General features: G+C 72.9%; 22 protein-coding genes and 1 pseudogene. 11 read left to right on the top strand and 12 right to left on the bottom strand.

The annotated features are described in order from the left end of the window. Positions 1 to 157: 157 nt before the first annotated feature. Positions 158 to 1207 carry an LLM class flavin-dependent oxidoreductase gene (locus ACRYR8_RS17125; protein WP_432485630.1) on the bottom strand — a complete coding sequence of 350 codons (1050 nt, stop codon included), beginning with the start codon at positions 1205 to 1207 and terminating at the stop codon, positions 158 to 160. A gap of 610 nt (positions 1208 to 1817) precedes the next feature. Between ACRYR8_RS17125 and ACRYR8_RS17120 the strand changes: the two genes are divergently transcribed. Together ACRYR8_RS17120 and ACRYR8_RS17115 are read left to right on the top strand one after the other, a co-directional pair. Beyond that, entirely contained in the window at positions 1818 to 2405 is a 588-nt protein-coding gene (locus tag ACRYR8_RS17120; RefSeq protein WP_432485631.1) for a hypothetical protein, read from the top strand. A 3-nt stretch (positions 2406 to 2408) separates the two neighbouring features. Then, on the top strand, positions 2409 to 2690 hold the full coding sequence (locus ACRYR8_RS17115; RefSeq protein ID WP_432485632.1) for a WXG100 family type VII secretion target: 282 nt from the start codon (positions 2409 to 2411) through the stop codon (positions 2688 to 2690). Between the two features lie 6 nt (positions 2691 to 2696). On the opposite strand, the gene ACRYR8_RS17110 is transcribed toward ACRYR8_RS17115, so the two are convergent. After that, the gene (locus tag ACRYR8_RS17110; RefSeq protein WP_432485633.1) at positions 2697 to 4055 is read right to left on the bottom strand and encodes a 6-phospho-beta-glucosidase; all 1359 of its coding nucleotides are present in this window, start codon (positions 4053 to 4055) and stop codon (positions 2697 to 2699) included. Between the two features lie 194 nt (positions 4056 to 4249). Between ACRYR8_RS17110 and ACRYR8_RS17105 the strand changes: the two genes are divergently transcribed. The 6 genes from ACRYR8_RS17105 to ACRYR8_RS17080 all read left to right on the top strand — a co-directional run bounded on the left by ACRYR8_RS17105 (position 4250) and on the right by ACRYR8_RS17080 (position 10236). Beyond that, positions 4250 to 4423: a hypothetical protein gene (locus tag ACRYR8_RS17105; protein ID WP_432485634.1), complete on the top strand. Its 174-nt coding sequence runs from the start codon at positions 4250 to 4252 to the stop codon at positions 4421 to 4423. 381 nt (positions 4424 to 4804) lie between these two features. Further along, entirely contained in the window at positions 4805 to 6508 is a 1704-nt protein-coding gene (locus ACRYR8_RS17100; RefSeq protein WP_432485635.1) for an ABC transporter substrate-binding protein, read from the top strand. Positions 6509 to 6533: 25 nt separating this feature from the next. Then, positions 6534 to 7523 carry an ABC transporter permease gene (locus ACRYR8_RS17095; protein WP_432485636.1) on the top strand — a complete coding sequence of 330 codons (990 nt, stop codon included), beginning with the start codon at positions 6534 to 6536 and terminating at the stop codon, positions 7521 to 7523. Positions 7524 to 7535: 12 nt separating this feature from the next. Further along, positions 7536 to 8498 carry an ABC transporter permease gene (locus ACRYR8_RS17090; protein WP_432485637.1) on the top strand — a complete coding sequence of 321 codons (963 nt, stop codon included), beginning with the start codon at positions 7536 to 7538 and terminating at the stop codon, positions 8496 to 8498. A 65-nt stretch (positions 8499 to 8563) separates the two neighbouring features. After that, complete coding sequence (locus ACRYR8_RS17085) at positions 8564 to 9433, top strand: ABC transporter ATP-binding protein (protein ID WP_432485651.1); 870 nt, start codon at positions 8564 to 8566, stop codon at positions 9431 to 9433. Then, a complete protein-coding gene (locus ACRYR8_RS17080) occupies positions 9430 to 10236 on the top strand; it encodes an ABC transporter ATP-binding protein (protein WP_432485638.1) in 807 nt (268 codons plus the stop codon). The genes ACRYR8_RS17085 and ACRYR8_RS17080 overlap by 4 nt, the downstream gene beginning before the upstream one ends. 9 nt (positions 10237 to 10245) lie before the next feature. Here the strand turns inward: ACRYR8_RS17080 and ACRYR8_RS17075 are convergent, their stop codons facing one another. Continuing rightward, complete coding sequence (locus ACRYR8_RS17075) at positions 10246 to 11391, bottom strand: ROK family transcriptional regulator (RefSeq protein ID WP_432485639.1); 1146 nt, start codon at positions 11389 to 11391, stop codon at positions 10246 to 10248. A gap of 75 nt (positions 11392 to 11466) precedes the next feature. Here ACRYR8_RS17075 and ACRYR8_RS17070 point away from each other — a divergent pair, with 75 nt between their 5' ends. Continuing rightward, complete coding sequence (locus ACRYR8_RS17070) at positions 11467 to 13920, top strand: glycoside hydrolase family 2 protein (protein ID WP_432485640.1); 2454 nt, start codon at positions 11467 to 11469, stop codon at positions 13918 to 13920. Between the two features lie 25 nt (positions 13921 to 13945). Next, positions 13946 to 14809 (top strand): LacI family DNA-binding transcriptional regulator, encoded by an 864-nt coding sequence (locus tag ACRYR8_RS17065; protein ID WP_432485641.1) that lies wholly within the window; start codon positions 13946 to 13948, stop codon positions 14807 to 14809. A gap of 37 nt (positions 14810 to 14846) precedes the next feature. Here the strand turns inward: ACRYR8_RS17065 and ACRYR8_RS17060 are convergent, their stop codons facing one another. From ACRYR8_RS17060 to ACRYR8_RS17050, 3 genes are all read right to left on the bottom strand, one after another. Then, positions 14847 to 15284, bottom strand: a complete 438-nt coding sequence (locus ACRYR8_RS17060; RefSeq protein WP_432485642.1) for a PKD domain-containing protein — start codon at positions 15282 to 15284, stop codon at positions 14847 to 14849. A 401-nt stretch (positions 15285 to 15685) separates the two neighbouring features. Next, positions 15686 to 16294, bottom strand: a complete 609-nt coding sequence (locus ACRYR8_RS17055) for a DUF6318 family protein (RefSeq protein ID WP_432485643.1) — start codon at positions 16292 to 16294, stop codon at positions 15686 to 15688. A gap of 67 nt (positions 16295 to 16361) precedes the next feature. Then, positions 16362 to 17432: an HNH endonuclease gene (locus ACRYR8_RS17050; protein ID WP_432485644.1), complete on the bottom strand. Its 1071-nt coding sequence runs from the start codon at positions 17430 to 17432 to the stop codon at positions 16362 to 16364. Between the two features lie 116 nt (positions 17433 to 17548). Between ACRYR8_RS17050 and ACRYR8_RS17045 the strand changes: the two genes are divergently transcribed. Continuing rightward, a complete protein-coding gene (locus ACRYR8_RS17045) occupies positions 17549 to 18697 on the top strand; it encodes an exonuclease domain-containing protein (RefSeq protein WP_432485645.1) in 1149 nt (382 codons plus the stop codon). Positions 18698 to 18730: 33 nt separating this feature from the next. Here ACRYR8_RS17045 and ACRYR8_RS17040 read toward each other — a convergent pair whose 3' ends face one another. The 6 genes and pseudogenes from ACRYR8_RS17040 to ACRYR8_RS17015 all read right to left on the bottom strand — a co-directional run. After that, positions 18731 to 19069: a P-II family nitrogen regulator gene (locus ACRYR8_RS17040; protein WP_432485646.1), complete on the bottom strand. Its 339-nt coding sequence runs from the start codon at positions 19067 to 19069 to the stop codon at positions 18731 to 18733. 7 nt (positions 19070 to 19076) lie between these two features. After that, on the bottom strand, positions 19077 to 20459 hold the full coding sequence (locus ACRYR8_RS17035; protein ID WP_432485647.1) for an ammonium transporter: 1383 nt from the start codon (positions 20457 to 20459) through the stop codon (positions 19077 to 19079). 28 nt (positions 20460 to 20487) lie between these two features. After that, positions 20488 to 21477 carry a heme-dependent oxidative N-demethylase family protein gene (locus ACRYR8_RS17030; RefSeq protein ID WP_432485648.1) on the bottom strand — a complete coding sequence of 330 codons (990 nt, stop codon included), beginning with the start codon at positions 21475 to 21477 and terminating at the stop codon, positions 20488 to 20490. After that, entirely contained in the window at positions 21474 to 22388 is a 915-nt protein-coding gene (locus tag ACRYR8_RS17025; protein ID WP_432485649.1) for a PDR/VanB family oxidoreductase, read from the bottom strand. The genes ACRYR8_RS17030 and ACRYR8_RS17025 overlap by 4 nt, the downstream gene beginning before the upstream one ends. 71 nt (positions 22389 to 22459) lie before the next feature. After that, positions 22460 to 23017: a dimethylamine monooxygenase subunit DmmA family protein gene (locus ACRYR8_RS17020; protein ID WP_432485650.1), complete on the bottom strand. Its 558-nt coding sequence runs from the start codon at positions 23015 to 23017 to the stop codon at positions 22460 to 22462. Positions 23018 to 23363: 346 nt separating this feature from the next. After that, positions 23364 to 23480: pseudogene (locus ACRYR8_RS17015) on the bottom strand (MBL fold metallo-hydrolase); the annotation flags it as partial.

Raw genomic sequence — 23480 nt, 5'->3', positions numbered from 1 at the left:
CCCGCGGCCGACCACCCCCCCCGCCCCCCCCCCCCCGCCGTGCTGGCACCGGCCCCGCTGCCCGGGGGGGGGGGGGGGGGACCCCCCCCCCCCCCCCCCTCTTCGTGCGTTGGCAGACAGGCACCCTTCTGCACGAGGTGCGCAGAAGGGCGCCGCGTCAGGACGCTGAAGTCCACCCGAGACCGGGCGCGACCTCTCGTGCCACCGCGGTCAGGACCCGACGGTGTGCCTCGACCGGTCCATCAGCCGGCAGGACGACCACCAGTTCGTCCACTTCCCGCAGGGCCGCGTCGGCCAGCAGTCGCTCGGTGATCGAATCCGGTGCCCCGCTGAAGATGCTGCTGAAGCGGATCGGGGAAGCGGGGTCATCCTTCGGGCGTCCGTCGGCGGTCATGCCGGACCGGTAGCCCTCGAGGAATCCGCGGTGTTCCCGCTCGTCCCTCGCGTGGAGGAGCGGCAGGACGATGCGCCCGGCGCTCACCCGGGGTTCGAGGCGGTGGGCGTGGCCGGACTCGGTGAAGGCCTTCCGGTAGCTGACCACCTGGCGGGCTTGGACGACGTCGAAGGGTTCGCCGGTCTCCTCGGTGTTCAGGGTGGAGACCTGCAGGTGCAAGCCTTGGGTTCCGGTCCGCACGGCTGTCGCCTCGCTCCCCGCTCCGTACCAGAGCCGGTCCTCGAGGCCCGCCGCGTGCGGTGTGACCACCAGGTCACTTCCTGCGGGCACGCTCATGTAGCCGCTGTCGGTCCTTCCCACCGCTCGGCCGCTGACGGCGTCGCGCAGCGCGGCGATGCGGTGCTGCGCTTCCTCCGCGAAGCCGCGTTCCGACGCTCCGTGGATGGGGTCGAGAGTCGCTGCCACGGGCGGGATGCCGTTGCTGAGCCCCAGTTCGAGCCGCCCTCCGCTGAGCAGGTCCACCGTGGCGGCGTCTTCCGCCAGCCGGTACGGGTCCTCGTAGCGCATGGGGATCACGCCGGTGCCGAGGTGGATGCGTGACGTCCGCTGGGACGCGGCGGCGAAGAAGGTCATCGGTGAGGAGAGGAAGGGCTCGTGGTGGCGGACCCTGACCCACGCGGTGTCGAACCCCAGTTCCTCCGCGAGCTCCACCAGGGCCAGGCCGTCCTCGAGCGCGCGGGCTGGTCCCTGCGGCCCGCCGTGGTCGGGCACGAAGGTGAGGAAGCCGAGCGCGAGGCGCCGGTCGCTGGGCATGGCTGCTCCTGACTGATTGTTTGCATCTTAAATGATACGCGGCGTTGTGGACGACCGCCGCGGAGACGCGTGCCTGTGGAGGGGACCGCCTCGCTCGCGGACCTCGCTAGCGTCGTCGGCACACCCCCCGAGGAGACCCGTGCCGCTCTTCCGCCGCCCGCCCGTGCGGGCCACGCTCCCCGTCGACCGCGCCGCTCGCTGGGTCGATCGGGCGACCGCTGAGCTCTGGACCACTCGCACCTTGCGGGACCGCTTGGGAGCATCGCCCTGCATCCCCGGCTCGACGCCGGAGGCCCTCCCGCTCTGGGCAGGTCGCTGGGAGTTGCTGCAACTGCTCGCCTCCCCCGCCGACGCGGCGGGGGAGCACTGGCTGGACCCGATGGCGGCACCGGAAGGAGTGCTGTCCGGAGATCGGGACCGGGCGGCTGCGGCTCTCGAGCAGTGGCGCGACGCCCCGCGCGATCAGGATCCTCGGGAGGTCCTGCAGCGGGTGACTGGCAGGACGGCTGAGCCCTCCGAGGGGGTTTCGTGGTCGTCGAGGGCGGCCTGGTTCGAGGGGTGGCTCGAGGCGCAGGTGCGGGTAGGCGTCAGGAGGGGCGTACGCCTCGTCATGGAGGTGCTCGCCCAGCACCGCACGGGGAGCTTCGACCCCCGCGTGGACCTCGACGCCGTCGTCGACGAGGTGCTCACGCAGCGCTCCAGCGCTGTGGGGAGCTGGCTGGGCGAGGTCGGCGGGTCCCAGCGGCTGGAGGTGGTGGCTGAGCTCGCGGAACCAGTCCGAACGGTGCTGCTGGCGGCGCCCACCACGGTCGTGGGGACCCGTCGCACGGCGCTCGTCCTGCAGCGCGGCGCGGACCGGCGCCCCGCCGTCCTGGACGTCCACCCGGAACTGCCCCCGGCTCGCCCGGCCCGGCGCCGCCCGCGCACCAGCGCGCTGCTGGGGGCCTACCTCGGGCCGGCCCTCGAGCGGCTCGAGGCCCAGCCGTGGTCGGCGCGACGAGCGCTGCTGGCGCAGGAACCGGAGCACGTGATCGGGGATCTGGTGCGGGACCTCGACGACCTGACGCGCCTCGGGGACGACGACCTGCACGCGGCCGTCGCTGCAGCGGGAGGTGCCGTCCTGCCAGCCGACCTGCGCGGCTGGCTGCAGCGACTGGTCTGGCGCTGGAGGTCCTTCCCCCGGGCCGCGGAGGGCTGAACCGTGCGGTACGGCGTCACGACGGAGGAGGTGTCCGCCCTGACCGGGCGCCTGCGCGACGGCGCGCGGCGCGCCTCGGAGCACCACGCACCCCTCGACGCGCAGGCCCGTGCGGTCGGCGAGTGGTGTGCCGGGCGAGCAGCCGAGGTGGCGCACGCCTTCTTCGCCACCCTCGCGCAAGCGGCGCGGGAGGCGGCGAACGGCCTCGACGACCTCACGGACCGTGTCGAGACCGCCGCCGGCACTTACACCGAGGTCGAAGCGCGCGCCTCCCCGGTGCGCTGAGGCACCTCAGCGCTCGAACACCGCCGCGACCTCGGGGATGCGCTCGACGTACCCGTCCAGCAGTTCCCGGGCCACGGCGACCGAGTCGACCAGGGGGTGCAGGGCGAACGCCCGCAGCGCCTCGGTGCGGTCACCGTGCACGGCCGCGGCGATCGCGTGGCGCTCGACGGCCTTCACCTGTTGCATGAGACCGAGCTGGTGGAGGTCCGGGGCGTCGGTCGTCAGCGGGTGGGCGCCGTTGACGTCCACCGTCGCGGGCACCTCCACCACGGCGTCGTCGGGCAGCCCGGCGATGGTCCCCCGGTTGCGCACGTTGAGGATCATCGTGGCGCGCTCGTCCCTGCTGATGGCCGCCATGACGCCGAGCGCCACACCCGCGTACCCCTGCTGCGACGGGTCCAGCTCCGGGGCGCCGGGGTGTGCGGGCCGTCCCTGCTCGCCGCCCCTCGCTTCGGCCATGTAGCTGGCGCTGCGGTCGCTCACCGTCGCCCGCCACAGGTCCGCGGCGCCCTCCGGGGTGCGGGACAGCTCCTCCCAGAAGGCGCTCTGGGTGTGCAGCAGGTACTCCCCCCGGGTCTGCGCGGCCGTCCGCGCGCTGCGGAGCGCCTCGCGGTGGGAGTAGTAGTAGTGGAGGTACTCGTTGGGGATCGCCCCGAGGGTGCGCAGCCACTCCTTGCCGAAGACGAGGCCCTCCTCAAGGGCGTCGAGGGCGGTGTCGTCGGCCAGCAGCCGGGGCAGGACGTCGGTGCCGTCGTGCAGGAGTCGCCGCGTCCAGCCCAGGTGGTTCAGCCCGACGTAGTCCACCTGCACGCGCCGGTGGTCCAGGCCGAGCAGGTCGGCGGCGCGTCGGCCGAAACCGGCCGGGGTGTCGCAGATGCCGAGGACCCTGTCGCCCAGGACTGCTTGCATCGCCTCGGTGACGATGCCTGCGGGGTTCGTGAAGTTCAGGACGTGGGCCCCGGGGGCGTGGCGGCGCACCTGCTCGGCGACGTGCAGCATGAACGGCACCGTGCGCAACGCGTACGCGACACCGCCCGCGCCGGTGGTCTCCTGCCCCAGGACGTCCAGGTCCAGCGCGACGCGCTCGTCGCAGCACCGTCCGCCCAGTCCGCCGATGCGCACGGCGGCGAAGACGAAGTCGCTGCCCTGCAGAGCCTCCGCCAGTTCGGTGGTGGGGGACAGCCGCGGGGCGTCGGGAAAACCCGCCGCCATCTCGTCCAGGACGCGCACCATGCCCGCCAGGCGCACCGGGTCCGTGTCGTGCAGGGCGACCTCCTGCACCCGGGGGGACCCGGTGTCGCGCAGGAGGGCCTGGTGGACGAAGGGGGTGCGGAAACCCGCACCGCCGAGGACGCACAGCTTCACGGAGTGCTCGCCTTCCCGCCGGGTCCGGTCCAGGTGCTGCGGGAACCGTAACAGCGCGCACCTGGGCGCGCCGGATCCGGGAAGACCACCCGCCGCGGGCTCACGTGCCCCACCCCGGGGCACGGCACCTGAGGGGATGCCTCCCGTGACCGCAGGTGCTGCGCCGCCCGCCCGTGCGCGGCGCGGTCGCCACCGTGACTGGCACGCAGGGTGCCGCCCTCGACGAAGAGCCGGTGGACTTCGAGGGCGGGGCCATCCTGTGCCGGGTGGGCGACGAGGTGCTCGAGGAGGCCCTGGCCCCCGGCGGTCGGCTGCACGAGCGCTGGTGCGTGCTGGTGGAGGTCGCTGTTCGAGCGGCTGACCGGTGAGCAGGGCCTGCGTCACCTGTTGCGGTGGGGAACCCGAACGTGACCGACGAGAGCGCCGAGCAGCGGTTGCGGGAGGCTCACAGCGGCGCGAGGGCGGTGACTCCGCCCTGACTCCGCCCTGACTCCGCCCTGACTCCGCCCTGACTCCGCCCTGACTCCGCCCTGACTCCGCCCTGACTCCGCGCTGCCCTCGTCGCGTGCACGGGGGAGTGCCCTGCCCGATCGGCCGCGAGGGCACCGAGGTCTTGACACCCTTCCTTAAGCCACTTAAAAAGGAGTCGGCCGGGTCGTTGCTGTTCTGCCACGTCGACGTCGACGTCGGCGGTGCGTCCGGGCCCCCCGCACCGCCGCGGCAGCGGCGGTCCGACCGAGGGAACCGTCATGCTCTTCGCCTCCCGCCCCTCCCGGTGCGCCGCGCTGGCGCTCGCCGCGGCGGCCACCACCGCTCTCACCGTCACCAGTTGCAGCGCCGGTGCCTCCGGCGGCGGGGCGGGTGGGGGTGCCGCCAAGGGCTCCATCACGGTGTTCAACGGGAGCACCGGCACGATCACGGAGAACTTCAACCCCTTCTCCCCGGGCCTGCTGCAGCCGACCCTGGGTGTGATCTACCAGCCGCTGTACTACATCAACCTCGCCCGCGAGTCCGAGCCGACGCCGATGCTGGGCACCGGCTACTCGTGGAACGCAGACGGCACCCAGCTGACCATCACCACGCGGCAGGGTGTGACCTGGTCGGACGGCGAGCCGTTCACCGCCGAGGACGTCGCGTTCACCTTCGACCTGATCGCGAAGACCCCGGAGATCAACTCGACCGGCCTCGAGCTCGTCTCGGCCGAGGCCTCTGACGACCAGACCGCCGTGCTGACGTTTCCCGCCCCCGCCTACACCGAGGAGGCGTCGCTGCTGGGGAACACCCCGATCATCCCCGAGCACGTGTGGAGCGCCGTCTCGGACCCGGCCACGACGACGAACCCCGATCCGGTCGGCACCGGCCCGTTCACGGTCAAGAGCATCGACAGCCAGAGCTACGTGCTGGAGAAGAACCCGAGCTACTGGGAGCAGGGCAAGCCTGCGATCAACGAGGTGCGGTACATCTCGCTGGCCACCGCCGACGCTGCCAGCGCTGCCCTCACCGCAGGTCAGGTCGACTGGATGAGCGCCTTCCTGCCGGGCCTGGAGCAGTTGCTGGAGGACCAGGAGGACCTTTCCTACGTCAACACCCCGGCCCTGACGACGTCGATCTTCACCTGCTCCAACGCGGGCCTGGGCTGCGAGGGGCCGCAGACCGACGTCGCCGTGCGCCAGGCCATGTACTACGCCCTGGACCGCGACCAGCTCAACCAGCTCGCCGGCGGTGGGTTCGCCGCGACCGGTTCGCCGACGCTGCTGCTCCCCGAGCGCGACGCCGACTGGATCGCCGACCCCGCGCACCTGGAGACCCCCTCCGGTGCCGACACGGCCAAGGCGAAGCAGGTCCTGGACGCCGCCGGCTGGGTCGAGGGCGCCGACGGCATCCGCACCAAGGACGGCCAGCGGCTCTCCATGACCGTCCAGACCGTCACCGGGTGGAGCGACTACATCTCCCTGAACGACGCCATGGCCCAGCAGATGAAGGCCGTGGGCATCGAGCTGAAGCCGGTGCAGCTGGCTTACAACGAGTGGAACAACAACCAGGTCCAGGGAACCTACCAGCTGAGCCTGGACTCCATCGGCCTGGGTGCCAGCAGCAACCCGTACCACACCTACCAGCCGCGCTTCACGACCGTCTCCACCGCGAAGGTCGGCGAGTCCGCCGGCAACAACGGCAACTACGCCCGCTACTCCAACCCGGTCGTGGACGAGGCGATCGCCGTGGCCGCCACCACCGACGACGAGGCCGTGCAGAAGCAGCAGTACGCCGCCGTCCAGCAACAGATCGTCAACGACCTGCCGTACGTCCCGATCTACGTGAACTCCACCTTGACGGAGTTCAACAACAGCCGCGCGACGGGATGGCCGACCAACGAGGACCGCTACGCCTTCGCCGCGTCCTGGAAGTCGTGGGACAACGGTGTGGTCCTGACGACCATCAAGCCCGTCGACTGACGGCCGGGCCGGTCGAGGAGGAACCGTGCGCCACGTCGTCTGGAAGATCGGGTTCTACGTCGCCGCCCTGTGGGCGGCCCTGACCCTGAACTTCCTCATCCCGCGCTGGATGCCCGGCAACCCCGTGGACATCCTGCTGGCCAAGCTGGGTCAGCGTGGACCGGTCACCCCCGAGGCCAGGGCGTCGATCGAGGCCCTGCTCGGAGCGGATTCCGGCAGGTCGTTGTGGTCCCAGTACGGGGAGTACCTGGGCAACCTCGTGCGGGGGGACCTGGGGGTGTCCGTGTCGTACTTCCCCGCATCGGTCAACCAGATCATCTCCCAGACGCTGCCGTGGACGATCGGCCTGATCGGGCTGTCCACGCTCATCTCGTTCCTGCTCGGCGTCGGCCTGGGAACACTCGCCGGCTGGAAGCGCGGCTCCTGGATCGACAACCTCGTGCCCGTCACGACGATGTTCCAGTCGGTCCCGTACTTCTGGCTGGCACTGATCCTGCTGTTCGTCCTGGGCAGCGGCTTGTCGCTGTTCCCCCTCAACGGCGGCTACGACGTCTACACCACCTCCCCGGGTTGGAACCTTCCGTTCCTGCGGTCGGTGGCGTACTACGGCGCGCTGCCGGCGCTGACGATCGTGCTCTCCTCGATCGGGGGCTGGATGCTGGGGATGCGCAACATGATGGTCTCCACGCTGTCCGAGGACTACATGGTCACGGCGGAGGCCAAGGGCCTGCGCTCCGGGCGGATCATGCGCCGCTACGCGGCCCGCAACGCGGTGCTGCCGTCGATCTCCGGGTTCGCGATCTCACTCGGGTTCGTGGTGGCCGGCTCCATCGTCACCGAGGCGGTGTTCTCCTACCCGGGGATCGGGTCGGCGCTGCTGCAGGCCGTCAACAGCAACGACTACGCCCTCATGCAGGGCATCTTCCTCGTCATCACGATCTCCGTCCTCGGAGCGAACCTGCTGGTGGACCTGCTCTACACCGTCATCGACCCGCGCACCCGCGCGCGCGCCTGAGAGGAGCGGACGTTGGCCACCACCACACCCTCCGTGGAACCGGACGCCACCACGGCGGCCCCGCCCGTCGAGGGCCGTCGGCGTGGTCCGTCGCTCGCCCGCACCCCCAAGCTGGTCATCGGGCTCGTCCTGGGCGGGCTGATCGTCCTGCTGGGCGTGCTCGGGCCCTTCCTGGTGGGCGACCCCGCCGAGGTCAGCGACGTCGGCCTGGCAGGCCCGTCCGCTGAGCACTGGATGGGGACCACCCAGACCGGTCAGGACGTCCTGGCGCAGCTGGCGCACGCCACCCGCGGCTCCCTGCTGGTCGGCGCCGTCGTGGGTGTGCTGGCCCTGGCGCTCTCAGCGTTCTTCGGGGTCGTCGGCGCCTACGCCGGTGGCTGGGTGGACGAGGGGTTCTCCCTGTTCACCAACGTCATGCTCGTCATCCCGGGCCTGCCGCTGGTCATCGTCATCTCCAGCTACGTTCCGGACAAGAGCATCTGGCTGGTGGCGCTCGTGCTGTCCCTCACGAGCTGGGCCGGCTCGGCGCGGGTGCTGCGCGGGTGGACCCTCAGCCTGCGGAACCGCGACTACGTGCACGCCGCCCGGGTCGCGGGGGAGAAGCGCTGGCGGATCCTGATGGTCGAGATCCTGCCGAACCTCGTGCCGCTGCTGGCCTCGCAGATGGTGTTCGCCGTCATCTTCGCCATCCTCGGCGAGGCGGGCCTGTCGTACCTCGGTCTGGGTGCCTCCGGGTCCTTCACCTGGGGCACGATGCTCTACTACGCCCAGAACGGCCTGGCGCTGCGGTTGGGTGCCTGGTGGTGGTTCGTGCCACCGGGGCTGCTGCTGGCGCTGTTCGGTGCGGCGCTCTCGCTCATCAACTTCTCCATCGACGAGGTCGTCAACCCCAAGCTGCGCACCCAGACCCGTTCTGCCCGTCGCGCGTGGCGCACCCCGCCCCGCAGCGCTCCCCGACAGGAGGTGGCCCGGTGACCGCACCCGCCGAGGCTCGCGGCCCCGCCGCGGTGAACTCTCACCCGGTCCTCACGGTCGAGGGCATGAGCATCGACTACCTGGTCGACCCCGTCGTGCACGCCGTGCGGGACGTGTCGCTGGAGCTGCGCCGCGGGGAGGTCCTCGGCCTGGCCGGGGAGAGCGGTTGCGGCAAGTCCACCCTCGCGTACGGGATCGTGCGTCTGCTGAAGCCACCGGCGTCGATCACCGCCGGCCGTGCGGTGTTCCACTCGCGCGAGGGCAACGAGATCGACTGGAACAGGCTGGCCCCCGAGGAGCTGCGCTCCACCCGCTGGGACAAGGTCTCCCTGGTGTTCCAGGGGGCGATGAACTCCCTCAACCCGGTCACCACCGTCCGCGAGCAGCTGGAGGACGTGTTCCTCACGCACCGCCCCGAGATGGGCAAGGTGGAACGCCGCCGCCGTTGCGGGGAACTCCTCGAGCGCGTGGGGGTCGAGCGCTCGCGGCTGCGGGCGTTCCCGCACGAGCTGTCCGGCGGCATGCGCCAGCGCGTGATGATCGCCATGGCCCTCGCCCTGGAACCCCAGGTGATGATCATGGATGAGCCCACGACGGCGCTGGACGTCGTCGTGCAGCGCGAGATCCTGCGCGAGATCACCCGGCTGCGCGACGAGCTCGGCTTCGCCGTCATCTTCATCACCCACGACCTGCCGCTGCTGCTGGAGATCAGCGACCGCATCGCGGTCATGCGGGCCGGGCGGGTCGTGGAGTGCGGAGCGGCCGCACAGCTGTACCGGAACCCGCAGCACGAGTACACCGAGAAGCTGCTCGCCTCCTTCCCCAGCCTGACCGGGGAGCGCGGGGGGTTCGTGCGCGGGCAGGTCGACGACAGGCTGCTGGCGGCCGACGCGGTGCACCCCGCCGGCGCCGGCGGGGACGAGGAGCACCCGTGAGCACGCTCGAGCTTCGTGAGGTCGTCAAGGAGTACAAGCTGCGCCAGGGGTTGCGCACCAGCGTGCTGCGCGCCGTGGACGGGGTGGACCTGCTGCTGGAACCGGGGCGCACCGTGGCCCTGGTCGGGCAGAGCGGCAGCGGGAAGTCCACCATCGCCAAGCTGCTCATGCAGCTGGAACGCCCGACCTCCGGGTGCATGCTGCTCGACGGCGCCCCCGTGGAGCACCGCGGGCGGGGCCTGGCGCACTACCGCAGAACGGTCCAGATGGTCTTCCAGGACCCCTTCGCCTCGCTGAACCCTTACCACACCATCGAGCACCACCTCGAGCGGCCGGTGCGCCTGCACCACCCCGGCCTGTCCGGCGCGCAGGTGCGCTCACGCGTGCTGGAACTGCTGGAGCGGGTGCGCCTGACCCCGGCGGACGAGGTCGCCCGGCGCCGCCCGCACGAGCTGTCCGGCGGGCAGCGCCAGCGCGTCGCCATCGCCCGCGCCCTGGCCCCCGGGCCCGGCATCCTCGTCGCGGACGAGCCGGTGTCGATGCTCGACGTCTCGATCCGCCTGGGCGTGCTGAACCTGCTCGCCGGTCTGCAGCGCGAGGAGGACCTCGGGGTCCTGTACATCACCCACGACCTGGCCACGGCCCGGCACTTCTCCGACGAGATCCTCGTGATGCTCGAGGGGAGGATCGTCGAGCGCGGGCCGGCCGACGAGGTCATCCTGAACCCGCAGCACGAGTACACCCGGCTGCTGGCCGAGGCCGCACCCAACCCCGAGCGCCGGCTGCGGGAGCTGGCCGGGTGAGCGCGCGGGTCAGACCCCGAGGTTGTGCTGCTGCAGGACCAGTGCGGCGGCGCCCGTCGCCGAGGCGGTCGCGGCGGCGCTGGAGACGGTGACGGTGACCTCGCGGTGCCAGGTCCGCGCGTCCGCCGCCGCCAGCCGCTCGGTGATCGCCGGACCGTACACCGAGGCGGATGCGGCGAAGCTCGGACCGGTGAGCACCACGAGGTCCACGTCCAGCAGGTTCACCGCCGACTCGGCCGCCGCGGCCACCAGCCTGGCCGAGTCCTCCAGCAGCGCCCGGCACCCGGGAGCACCGGTGCGGGCGGCGCGGGCCACCGCCGCGAACTCCAGAGCCACCGGGTTCGCCGGGTGCGCCGCCAGGCCGGCCTCGGCTCGGGTGACGGCGTCGGCCCGGGCACGGCCCACGACCGCCGCCGGCCCGGCCAGCACCTCCAGGCAACCGCGCGCGCCGCACCAGCACCGCGGACCGTCGACCTGCAGGCACACGTGCCCGAACTCCCCGGCGCCCGGCCCGCGGCCCCGCAGCGGTCGCCCGTCCAGCACGATCCCCGACCCGATGCCCGAACCCATGTACAGCGCGATGAACGACCGACGGGAGTCCAGACGTGCCACCCAGTACTCGCCCACCGCGGCGGCCGTCGCGTCGTTCTCCACGAGCACCGGCCGGCCCGTCGCGCGGGCCAGTTCGGCGACCAGCTCCGCCGGCACGGCCGTCGACCGCTCGGCCCACACCAGGCCCAGGCCCAGGCAGCGACGGTGGTCCACGCCCGAGGCGTCCAGCAGCAGCGCCACGTCCGCGCCCAGCTCCGCGCCGCTCGCACGTGCCGGGCGGGCGGTGCGGGAGATGACCCCACCCGTCTGCCCCGTCAGCACCAGCGTCGTGGTCGTGGCGTCCACGTGCACCCCGACCGCGAACCTGGCGCCGGGGTCCAGCCGCAGCAGCGTGCGCGGCTTGCCCGCCGTGGGAGTGCGGCCAGTCTCCACCAGCAACCCGTCGGAGATCAGCCGGCGCACCGTCGTGGAGATCGACGCCTCGGTCAGGCCGGTGGCCGCCGCCAGCTCCACCCGGCTGAGCTGCTCGTGCGCCCGGATCGCGTCCAGCACGCGTTCCCGGGCGCTCGGCCGCCGCGGCGGCGCCCCCTCGGTCCCGGACACTCCCGGATCATTTCACCCCCGTGGTGCCGGCAGCCGTCCCCAGCCCACCCCCGTCCCGACGACAGGAACAGCCCGATGATCAGCAAGGACCTCCACGCCGGCTGGACCGTGCGCGCCGTCGGCGGTGACGTGCCCGCCGTGGTCGCCGGGCGCGCCCTGCCCGCCACGGTGCCCGGTACCGTCCACGTCGACCTGCTCGCCACCGGTGAGCTGCCCGACCCGTACCTCGGCGTCCACGAGAGCGACTGGGCCTGGTTCCACCGCTCCGCGTGGAGGTACGAGACCGACCTCGCCGAACCGGCCGCCGAACCGGGTGAGCGCGTCGACCTGGTGTTCGAGGGCCTGGACACCGTGGCCACGGTGACGATCGACGGCACCGAGGTCGCCAGCACCCGGAACATGCACCGCACCTACCGCATCGACGTCCGTGAGCTGCTCACCGGCGCGAACCGGCTCACGGTGAGGTTCGACTCCGCCCTCGAGCACGCCGAGAAGGTCGAGGCGCAGCTGGGCCGCCGGCCCCGCGCCTACCCGCACCCCGTCAACGCGGTGCGCAAGATGGCGTGCAGCTTCGGCTGGGACTGGGGCCCGGACCTGCAGACCGCGGGGATCTGGCGGCCGGTGCGCGTGCAGCGCTGGCGCACCGCGCGCCTGGCGGCGGTGCGACCGCTGGCCTCGCTGGACGGCAGCACCGGCCGCCTCGCCGTGCACGTCGACGTCGAACGTTCCGGGCTGGAGGAGGCCGGTGAGTTGCTCGTCGAAGCCCGGTTGCCCGCGCTGGGCGTCGCCGGCACCGTGCGCCTGGCGCCGGGCGCCACGGCGGCCGTCGTGCTGCTGGAGGTGCCGGGCGCGCCCGTGTGGTGGCCCGTGGGGTACGGCGAGCAGCCCCTCGTTGACCTCCAGGTCCACCTGTCCGCCGGCGACCGGGACCTGGACTCGCGGGCGCTGCGCACAGCTTTCCGCTCCGTGGCGATCGACACCGCCCCCGACGAGCACGGCTCCCGGTTCACCCTGCTCGTCAACGGCGTTCCGGTGTTCGTGCGCGGGGTGAACTGGATCCCCGAGGACCACCTGCTGACCCGCCTCACCCGTGACGACTACGCCGCCGCCCTCGACCGCGCGCTCGGCGCGAACGTCAACCTCCTGCGCGTGTGGGGCGGCGGCGTCTTCGAGTCCGACGACTTCTACGACCTCGCCGACGAGAAGGGCCTGCTGGTGTGGCAGGATTTCCTGCTCGCCTGCGCGGCGTACGCGGAGGAGGAACCGCTGCGCTCGGAGTTCCTCGCCGAGGTCCGCGACAACGTCGTGCGGCTGAGCCCGCACCCCTCGCTGGTCGTCTGGAACGGCGGCAACGAGAACGTCTGGGGACACGAGGACTGGGGCTGGAAGGAGGACCTCGCCGGCGCCACCTGGGGCGCGGGCTACTACGACGAGCTGTTCCCCTCGCTGCTCGCCGAACTGGACCCGTCACGCCCCTACTCCCCGGGCAGCCCCGCCAACCCGGGAGTGCCCGCGAGCGAGCTGCACCCCAACGACCCGGACCACGGCACCCACCACCAGTGGGAGGTGTGGAACCGCGAGGACTACACCCACCACCTCGACGCCGTGCCGCGCTTCTGCTCGGAGTTCGGCTGGCAGGCCCCGCCCACCTGGGCGACCCTCACCCGTGCGCTCGCACCGGAGGACCTGCGCAAGGACTCCCCCGCGTTCCTGCTGCACCAGAAGGCCGAGGACGGCAACGGCAAGCTCGACCGGGGTCTGGCGCACCACTTCGAGGTGCCGCAGGACTTCGCCGACTGGCACTGGGCCACCCAGCTGAACCAGGCGCGGGCCACGTCGTTCGCCGTGGAGCACCTGCGCTCGTGGTCCCCGCGCACCATGGGCAGCGTCCTGTGGCAGATCAACGACTGCTGGCCCGTGACGTCGTGGTCCGTCGTCGACGGCGACGGTCGCCTCAAGCCCGCCTGGTACGCGCTGCGTGCGGCGCACGCCCCGCGCCTGGTCACCCTGCAGCCGCGCGAGGGGCGGTTGCGTCTGGTGCTCGTCAACGACACCGCGCAGGAGTGGGTCGCCGACGCGCTCGTGCGGCGCGTCGACGCCTCCGGGGAGGTGCTCGCGAGCGAGTGGATCGGGGTGCGGGTGGCTGCACGCGGCACCGCGGTGCAGGCGGTGCCCGTGCTCGACGGCGCGCTCGGCGGCACGGACCTGTTCGTCGCCGACGTCGGGGGCCTCCGTTCGGTGTTCTCCCCCGTGGAGGACAAGGACCTTCCGGTGGCGGCCGACGCGCTGGAGGCGGACGCACGCGCCGTCGAGGGCGGGTACGAGGTGCGGGTCCGCGCCCGCTCGCTGGCCCGGGACGTGGCGGTCCTGGCCGACCGCGTCGCCCCTGACGCCGAGGTCGACGACATGCTCGTCACCCTGCTCCCGGGGGAGGAGCACGTCTTCCGGGTCAACTCGCGCGCCGCGGTCGACCCCGCGGAGTTCACCGGTCCGCTGGTGCTGCGCACCTCCGCGGTGGTGTCCGCTTGACAGCGGTGGGGTGGACAATCGGCGGGTGACGCCGAGGAGGACGCCGGGGGCGGTGCCGGGCAGCGGGCTCATCGGGCTCGTGCTGGCCGGCGGCGCCCCCCGCGTCGGCGTCGAACCGTTCTTCATGGAGCTCATCGCCGGGATGGAGGCGCAGCTGCGGCCCCAGGGGCGCAGCGTGCTGCTGCTCGTCGTCGCCGACGTCGCCGACGAGGTCGCCACCTACCGGCGCTGGGCGCGGCACGGCACCGTCGAAGCGGTCGTCGTCGTGAACCTCACCGCCGACGACGTGCGCCCCGCGGCGCTGCGCGGGATCGGTCTGCCCACCGTCCTGGCCGGGCACCACCCCGACGCGGGGTTCGCGAGCGTCGTCACCGACGACGCCGGCGCGATGCGCACCGCGCTGCGGTTGCTGTCCTCCCACGGGCACCGCGTCGTCGGCCGCGTCGCCGGGCCCGGCGACCTCGTGCACACCCGTGAGCGCACCGCCGGGATGCTCGAGGAGGCCGAGCGGAGCGGTCTGGACGTCCGGCTCGCCGAGGCCGACTACACGGGCCCGCGCGGCGCCGCGGCGGCGCAGGAACTGCTGTCCGTCGCGGACCCGCCGACCGCACTGGTCTTCGACAACGACGTCATGGCCGTCGCCGCCCTGGAGGACCTGGTCCACCGCGGCGTCGACGTGCCCGGCCGGGTGAGCCTGCTCGCGTGCGACGACTCGGCGCTGTGCGAGCTGGCCGTGCCGGCCTTGTCCGCGCTGAGCCTGGACGTGCACGAGCACGGCGTGCGGCTGGGGCGGGCGGTGCTGGACCTGCTGCTGCACGGGCGCACCGGCCCGCGGCCCGGGCCCCCCGTCCGGTTCGTCGAGCGGGCCAGCACCGGCCCGCCGGGCTGAGGGACCCGCCGGCTCCGCGGCCACGCCGGCCGGGACCTCAGCGCGTCAGGACGGTCGTCCCGGCGTGCGCGGTGAGGGTGGCGGTGGGGGAGGCGACGTCGACGGTGCCGTCCACGGGCTCGAACGGCAGGCCGGCGACCGAGAACTCCGCGGAGTAGGTCGTCGTCAGCGTCACCGGGTACGTGCCGGGGCGGGTGTACGTGTGCGTCGTGGACATCGCCGGGTAGGGGGCGCCGGGGTCCGTCGTGGGGCCCAGTGAACCGCCGTCGCCGAACGTCCAGGTGAAGCTCGCCGGGGTCGCCCGGATCGTCACCGGGAAACCCAGCACCTGCACGTCCCGCGTGACCTGCGCGGACTGCACGTACACGTTCACCGGGACGTTGAGCACCACGTCGCCGCCCGCCGGTTGCAGGCCGGCGGTCGACGGCGGCAGGCCGACGCGGCGCACGTCCGCCACCGTGATCGTCGGCAGCACGAGGGGTTGGCCCGTCGCGGTCGCCGTGGAGCGGCAGGAACTTGCGCCGCGCCGCCACGGTCCCGCCCCGCCCGCCGGTCGGCTCCAGTCCGTGAGGAACACCTCGCCGGGACCGCAGAGGGTGGACGCGCTGCACCCGGCATCGCTGCCGTTGCGGGGCTCGTCGGGGCCGGCGCAGGGGGAGGTGAGGATGTGTTCGCGGTTGGGGGCTCGCTCCTGAGGGTGGTTCCGTCGTGACCCGGCAGTCGAATGACCAGGACGTGTCGTCGCGCCGGCCACGAGGACGTCGTTGAGGCTGGTGTGCCCAGCCCAAGTCGTCCCCTGTGGGACTGCTGCCGACTGCTCGACTGGTGGAGCCAACAGTGCTAAGGAAAATACTGCTGCCGCCGTGGCTTGCGCTCTCAACGAGGCATCTCCCAGATGAACCACCTGTTGCCGTGGAACTTCAGTTGCATGAGCCCGTTGAACTCCATGCCTTCAGTGCTCTTAAGGGTTGAGCTGTCGGGGTTGATCAAGCGACCTTCGGTGGAATACATGTGCATTTGTACTTCTGCTTCGCCGTTCGCTGGGTCGAAGTGCTCGATGCGCGCGGACTTAAAGTGAGAAGTATTGTTTTCCCATGTAACACCTCGAGCGTGGGCGGCATCGACTACCTCGGCATCGTCTTTGCACGCCCCACAATCCGGTTCGCTGATCGCTCGGATCGCATCCGAGTCCCCCGTGGCCCGCGCGTAGTTCAAGACGTTCAAGTAGTGCCCCGCGAACGCGATGGCGTCGTCCTCGGTGAAACCCGCCGATTCGAACGTCGGCCGCGGGAGGGCGGGTGCCGTGGGGGTCGGGGACGCGGTGGGTACCTGCGTCACCGCGGGGGAGTGGACCGCGGCCGCGGCGCTCGCGGGCGCGGGCGGCGGCGGTTCGGCCACCGGTGCCTCCTCCCCGCAGGCGCCCAGGAGCGCGATCGCCGCGGCGGCGACGGCGCATGAGAGCAGGGTGCGGGTCACGGGGTGCACGCGGGGACGGTAGGGCGCGGGGTGCGGCGTCCGCTGCCGTCACCCGTCCGGCTGTGGGAAACCCCGGTCAGGCGGCGAACCGTGCGCCGTCGCCGGCGCGCAGCAGGTCGAACACCCCCGGCCCGCGCCACAGGGGTGTCCCGGGCGGGCTGGTGCCGTACAGGCCCACCGAGGCTCCGGTGACCCGGTCGCGCTCCAGCGGCCAGCGCAGCGGAGCCGCCACGGTGCGCAGGTCGCCGTCCGGCCGGGCGAGGGCTCGCACGACGTGCTCGAGGGCGGGCAGGGTCGCGGCCTTGGCGAGGTTGCAGCGGGCGTCGGCGGCGACGAGGTTCACCACTCCGTCGAGGGCGACGCGCGACCAGGGCAGGACGTGGTCGACGTGAGTGCCGGTGCGCAGGTGCCCGTCGCAGTAGAAGCAGCGGCCGCCCTGCAGGTCCGCGAGCGCCGGCGCGAGGCGCGCGACGGCGCTGCGTGCGGCGCCGAACAGGAAGCCGTGCAGGTCGGGGGCGTCGAGCTCCGTGGCGTTCATGCGCTGCACGTCGGCGACCCACCACTGCCGCAGGACCGGCTGCAGCAGCCCGGCGGTGCGTGCCAGGGCGGTCGCGACACCGGGGTGCAGGTCGATGCTCCAGCCGTGGGCGTCGAGCTCGGCGACGGTGGTCTTCTTGTGCAACCAGGTGTCGTCGTACAGGAAGGGCGCGCCGGGGACGGAGGTGCCGGTGCGCTGGAGGGCGAACAGGGGCTGCCGGGCGAGGGTCTGCGCGATCGCTCGGCGGTGCCGGGCGTGGAGGGCGGGCTCGGCGGCGCGCAGCTGGGCGGGGGTGGTGAGCCCGGCGGCCTCCGCGGCGGTGCGCAGCTCCCGCACCACGTCGGGCAGCGAGCGCCCGGACTGCTCGTTCTGCCGCAGGACGCCCACCTCGGAGAAGGTGCGCACCTGCGGCCAGTACAGGTCGACGACGCGGTCGGCGAGGTCCTCGATCGGCACCCGCAGCGGTGCGTCCGGTGCGGTGGGGTGCTCCAGGCAGTGCTGCACGAGCGCGGAGAGGACCGCGAGCTTGTAGGTGGAGACGCGCCGCCCGGTGGCGAGCAGCTCGGCGACGCGGGCACCGACCTCCAGCGGGTCCGGGATCGTGCTCACCGGTGGACGCTACGTCACCGAACGGGGGTGGGGAGCGCACGGGCCGTGTCGTTGCGCGTCGGGTGTCCGACCGGCGTGGCACCGTCGTGGTACTTCCCCACGCTAGGAGATCCACGATGACGTCGCTGCACCCCGGACCCGTCCTCCCGGAGGACCCCCCGGACCCGACGTCGATCGGTGCGCGTTACCCGCACCGCTACGCGGCCCTGGACGTGGAGACCACCGGCTTCTCCGCCGCGAAGGACCGCGTCGTGCAGGTCGCGGTGACCCTCCTGGACGAGCACGGCGACGTGGAGTCGTCCTGGTCCACGCTCGTGGACCCGCAGCGCGACCCGGGCCCGGTGCACGTGCACGGGATCACCGCCGAGCGCCTGCAGGGTGCGCCCCTGTTCGCCGACGTCGCCGAGCAGCTGGCGGACCTGCTGGCCGGGCGGGTCTTCGTCGCCCACAACGCCGTCTTCGACTGGGGCTTCGTGGCCGCCGAGATGCGCCGCGCCGGGGTGGAGCTGGCCGTGGAGCAGCGGCTGTGCACGCGCAACCTCGCCAAGCGCCTCGACCTGCCGGTCGCGGACCTGAAGCTGGCGACCCTGGCCGCGCACTGGGGCGTGGAGCAGCTGCGCGCCCACGACGCGGAGGACGACACCCGCGTCCTCGTGGAGGTGCTGCGCCACGCGCTGCGCGCCGCCGCGGCGTGCGACCTGGACCTGCCGCTGACGCGCTGCTCCACCGAGCCGCCCCCGGCGCGGCCGCGCTCGTCCCGCCGCGCGGCCGCGCCGTCGGGTGCTGCACCGGCGGAGCGGCGGGTCCTCGCGCCCGGGGAGGTGCTCGACCTGCCGCCCAGCGGCCGTCCGTGGCTGCTGGACGTGCGGTGGGCGCGCGCCGCCCACCCCGTGGAGGTCGTCGTGCAGCGCGCCGACGCGCTCGGTCTGCCCCTCGGCGCGGTGCTGCGCACCACCCGCGCCTCCCTGGACGGCACCGTCGTGCTGGACGTCGACACCGCCGGGGAGGCGGAGGTGTGGCTGCACCTGGACGCCTCCCCGCGCGACGTGGAGCGCGTGCTGGTCGTCGCCGAGGCGCCGGCCGGGCTGGCGTTCGCCGAGGTGGGTCCGCTGGTGCTGGGGGTGCGCGCGCCGAACGGGTCGGTGCTGGCGTTCGCCACCGTGGACGCCCCGCGGGGTGCGCGGGCGCTGGTGGTGGCGGAGGTTCAGCGGCACGGTGGGGCGTGGCGCCTGCGGGTGCCGGAGGCGGCGGCCGCGGCGGCGTGAGGGGCCACCGCCGGGGTGGCCCCCAGGCCGCGGTCAGAGGGCGGCTGCGCCGTGTTCCCCGGTGCGGACGCGCACGACGTCGTGGACGGGGGCCGTCCACACCTTGCCGTCGCCGGTGCGGCCCGTGCGGGCGCTGTCGACGAGCAGGTCCACCACGGCGGGCGCGTCGACGTCCTCGACGAGGACCTCCAGGCGGACCTTGGGGACGAGGTCGACGGTGTGCTCCGCGCCGCGGTAGACCTCGGTGTGGCCGCGCTGGCGGCCGTGGCCGCTGGCTTCCGAGACGGTCACGCCCCGGACGCCGAACGCCTGCAGGACCGTCCTGGCGCCGTCGAGCGCGTGCGGTCTGATGATGGCGGTGACGAGCTGCACGGTGTCCTCACCCCTCCCCGTGCACGCCGGCGGTGGGTGCCGCAGCCGCCGGCTGCGGCGGGACCTCCGACCGGGTCGGGTGGGCGGTGATGCGTTCGTGCGCGCCGGGGACGGCCGGAGCCTCGGGCACCCCGGCACCGGACGGGGCGAGGTCGTACGCGGTCTCGGCGTGCACGCTGAGGTCCACCCCGGCCTCCTCGGCCTCCGCCGGCAGGCGCAGCCCCATCGTCTTGTCGAGCACGAGGGCGATCAGGAGGGTCACGACGAAGGAGTAGGCGAGCACCGCACCCACCGCCGCCGCCTGCACCCCGAGGAGCCCGAACCCGCCGCCGTGGAGGAGGCCGTCGCGGCCGCTGGGTGCGTCGGAGGTGCCGAGGAAGCCGACGAGCAGCGTTCCGACGACCCCGCCCACGAGGTGCACCCCGACGACGTCGAGCGCGTCGTCGTAGCCGAACCGGCGCTTGAGCCCGATGGCCAGCGGGCAGACGGCCCCGGCCACCGCACCGACGACGAGGGCCCCGACCGGGCTGACGGCGCCGCACGCCGGGGTGATGGCGACGAGACCGGCGATGATCCCCGAGACCGCGCCGAGCGTGGTGGCGTGACCGTCGCGCACGCGCTCCACGAGCAGCCAGCCCAGCAGGCCGCTGCAGCTCGCGCAGAACGTGGTGAGCACCACGACGGCCGCGCTGTTGCCCGCCGACAGGGCCGAGCCGCCGTTGAACCCGAACCAGCCGAACCAGAGGATCCCCGCGCCGAGCAGGGTGGTGGGCAGGTTGTGCGGCCGAGGGGTTCGCGGCCACGACAGGCGCTTGCCCAGGACGAGGACGACCGCGAGGGTGCCGATGCCGGCGTTGACGTGGACGGCGGTGCCGCCGGCGAAGTCGACGGCGGCCAGGTCGTTGGCGATCCACCCGCCGACGACGGAACCGTCGGCGGAGTCGAAGGCGAACACCCAGTGCGCGACGGGGAAGTAGACCAGCGCGGCCCACAGCCCGGCGAGCACGAGCCAGCTGCTGAACCGCATCCGGTCGGCGACGCCACCGGCCAGCAGCGCCACGGTGATGCAGGCGAACAGCGCCTGGAACGCCGCGACGAGCGCCGGTGGCAGCGAGGCCTCGGGGTCCTCGGTGAGCACCTGGCCGAGACCGGCGTACTCGCCCAGGTCGCCCAGCAGGCCGAGCCCCCCGTAGGAGTTCCCCAGGACGGCGGAGTAGCCGAAGGCCACCCACAGGACGGCGACCACGGCCACCGCTCCCAGGACCATCATCATCATGTTCAGGGCGCTCTTGACGGACGTCATGCCCCCGTAGAAGAGGGCGAGCCCGGGCACCATGAGGCTCACCGCGGTGAAGGCGGCGAGGATCCAGGCGGTGTCTGCGGCGTTCATGCGCAGGTCCTTTCGACGTGCGGAGCGGTCAGGTGGTGACGAGGTGGTCTGCCGAGGCGCGGCGGAGCCAGTCCACGGCCCGGTGGCGGTACGCGCCGATGCCCTTGTAGTCGGCGATGTCCTGGGGCAGTTCCTCCACGACCGCGGCCAGCTGCTCCCTCCACTCCGGGATCGTGGCGATCTCCGCCAGGGGCGCCATGTAGGTGCGGATGTTGAAGGTCAGCGCGCCGCTGAGCGGCAGGCGGGTCAGGTGCTCCAGCTCGATGCGCAGCTGGAGGCGCCCGTAGTCACCGTCGGCGATCAGCCGGGGGATGTCGGCGTCCCACTGCGGCTTCGTCTCCAGGCTGATGTCGCGCAGGGGCGATCCGTGGGCGGAGAAGGTCCAGTTGACCCTGCGGTAGACCACGTCCGGGGTCAACCGGCGCATGAACTGCGTCGCCCTGCTGGTGGTTCCGTCCTCGTTCAGGCGCGGCACGGGCCCGTGGACCTCCTCCAGGCTCATGCCGACGTCGAACTTCACCGACCACGCAGCCGCCCAGGTCACCAGCGCGGCGTCGAACCACAACCGTCCGCCGCGGTCGCTGACCATGAGGATGTCGTCGGGCACCTGGCAGCCGATGAAGGTCAACGGGTCCACGCCCAGACCCGTGCGATCGCCCAGCGTGAAGCGACGTTCGACGCCGAGCAGGTCGTTGCGCCAGTGCAGGTCCAGCCCGTCCTGGCGCAGGTGCATCGTCTCCGGGTAGGAGGCGGCCAGTTCACGCATCAGGAACAGCAGCATGTCCCAGCACGCCGGCTCCATGTGGGGGAGGACCTGCCGGCGGCCCGGGTCGCGGGCCAGGACCTCGCGACGCAGCGCCATCTGCTCCAGGTAGTCGTCTCCCAGGTCGACGACGTGGGAACCCCAGTGACCGGCCGGCGTGTCCACGCGACGCCTGGCGGGCTCGACGTTGACGGTGTAGCGGAACGTGCGCTCGCCGGGGCTGAACGGCCACGGCAGGCGGGTGAGGTCACTCATGCGTCGATCTCCAACCGGTCGTCGGCTGCCCGCGAGACGCAGGCGAGCATCTGCGTGTGGGTCTCCCGCTCCTCGGGGGTGAGCACCGCGTCGCGGTGCTCCACGCGGCCGGCGGTGACGGCGACCACGCACTGCCCGCAGACCCCCTGGCGGCACATGTTGGCGATGGGGACGTCGGCGGCGAGCGCGGCTTCCAGCAGGCTCGTGCCGCTGGGGACCTGCAACTGCTTCCCGCTGCGCTGCAGCACGGCGGTGAAGGCCCTGCCGGCATCGAGCTCGGGTGCGACGAAGCGTTCCAGGTGCACTCGTGCCGGCGGCCACCCCGCCCGGTGGGCCTGCTGCTCGAACAGGTCCACCACAGCCGGTGGTCCGCACGCGTAGGCGTGGGTGCCCCACGGCTGGTCCTCGAGCCGCTCCCGCAGGACCTCGTGCAGCGCCTGTCGACCCACCGCTTCGCGCAGGTGCGGCCCGGCCAGTTCGCGCACTTCCTCGAGGTGCGCAGCGGCACCCGCGCGGTAACCGTAGACCACCTCGACGTCCCGTCCCCACGCCCGGGCGGCCCGCAGGTGCGAGAGCACCGGCGTCACACCGATCCCGGCTGCGATGAGCAGGGCCTTGCGGGCGGAGAACTCCGGGGCGAAGGCGCTGGTCGGCCCCTCGATCCGCAGCGTGTCACCGACTGCGACGTTGTCGTGCAGCCAGTCCGATCCACCGCCGTCGCCGCGGCGCAGGACCGAGAAGCGGAACTCGGCCGGTGCGATGCCCGATCCCGTCAAGGAGTAGGCGTTGCGCTTCGAACCCGCGGTGACGACGACGTGGCTGCCGGGGGCGTGGTCCGGCAGGGCTCGTCCGTCCGCTCGCACCGTCACGAACTGCCGCGCGGTGCTGGTCAACTGGTCGATGCGAACCACCCGCACCGTGTGCACGGAACCTCCCGTGGTGCTGCCTGCAGCAGTGCCCGTGGCGGCACCTGGAGAGGGGGTCACGCTTCCTCCGTGCTGCGGGTCGCAGACGCCAGGTAGCTGCCCCGGTACCGGGAGGCGTGCTCGTGCACCTCGATGCGCCTGCCGCACCCGGTGCAGTCCAACAGCGCACCCGGCTGTGAGCGCACACGCCGGGTGTTCTCGCAGTGCACGCAGAAGACGGCGATCACCGTGCGGGAGACGGCGTGGGTGAGCAGCTCCTCGGGGAGGACGCCGGCGCCCGCGCACCAGGCGCTGACCTCCAGCACGTCCGCTTCGTCGCCCGCGACGGCGATCCGTGCTCCCACGCGCAGGCCCGTCAAGGCTTCCAGCACCTCCGGGCGGCGTCGCGGGTGGAGTTCCCGCAGGTGCAGGACGTGGATCCGCTTGCCCGCGTCCGCTGCCTGCCGACGCCACCGATCGGCGGCCCCTGCTGCACCCGCGCCGACGGTGATGACCAAGTACTGCCGTCCCGAGGTGTCCAACGGGGGGAGCCGGTCGGTCCAGGTCGGGACGCTGGTCCGGCGCGGGGCGAGGACCTCGGGGGCCGGCCTGTCGATCGTCTCGGCGTGGGTCACGGGGAGCTCTCCTCCTCGGCTGCGATGGGAGTAGTGCTGGCGCGTCTCCGCTGAGCAACTGCCCTGTGCAGGAGATGCTGTCTAATGTCAGTAGACGCGGTGCGTGTTTCGTGGCGACTACGCCACCGTTAAGGTCCGTGCCCGATCGTGTTGCGGGGGAGTTTCCGCGATCCGCTCGACGGTGAGGAGCTGCGAGGACGGGACCGGGGCGAAACCTCGTGCGGCAGGACCGTGCCGGGAAATCCTGGGCGAGCACGCCGTGCAGGACGGAACCGGGCGCTGGTGGTGTCGCAGCGAGGGCCCGCGTCCGGGCGCACCGGCGGAGCGTGACGTTGTGCGGTAGCCGTCAGTGCCCGCGGGTGATCCACTCGTCCAGGTGCGGGGCTTCGTCGCCGATGGTGGTGTCCTGGCCGTGGCCGGTGAGCACGCGGGTCTCCGGGGGCAGTTCCAGCAGCACGTCGCG

This window comes from Kineococcus esterisolvens, from assembly GCF_050871405.1.
GTDB lineage: Bacteria > Actinomycetota > Actinomycetes > Actinomycetales > Kineococcaceae > Kineococcus.
Note: the sequence above shows the minus strand (reverse complement) of the source record. Positions and strands in the feature narration are given on the sequence as shown.

Bases quoted from the DNA above. Each gene is read 5' to 3' on its own strand.
- ACRYR8_RS17120 (WP_432485631.1), top strand. From the start codon at position 1,818: ATGGAGGTGCTCGCCCAGCACCGCACGGGGAGCTTCGACCCCCGCGTG.
- ACRYR8_RS17030 (WP_432485648.1), bottom strand. From the start codon at position 21,477: ATGAGTGACCTCACCCGCCTGCCGTGGCCGTTCAGCCCCGGCGAGCGC.
- ACRYR8_RS17125 (WP_432485630.1), bottom strand. From the start codon at position 1,207: ATGCCCAGCGACCGGCGCCTCGCGCTCGGCTTCCTCACCTTCGTGCCC.
- ACRYR8_RS17070 (WP_432485640.1), top strand. From the start codon at position 11,467: ATGATCAGCAAGGACCTCCACGCCGGCTGGACCGTGCGCGCCGTCGGC.
- ACRYR8_RS17045 (WP_432485645.1), top strand. From the start codon at position 17,549: ATGACGTCGCTGCACCCCGGACCCGTCCTCCCGGAGGACCCCCCGGAC.
- ACRYR8_RS17035 (WP_432485647.1), bottom strand. From the start codon at position 20,459: ATGAACGCCGCAGACACCGCCTGGATCCTCGCCGCCTTCACCGCGGTG.
- ACRYR8_RS17100 (WP_432485635.1), top strand. From the start codon at position 4,805: ATGCTCTTCGCCTCCCGCCCCTCCCGGTGCGCCGCGCTGGCGCTCGCC.
- ACRYR8_RS17085 (WP_432485651.1), top strand. From the start codon at position 8,564: ATGAGCATCGACTACCTGGTCGACCCCGTCGTGCACGCCGTGCGGGAC.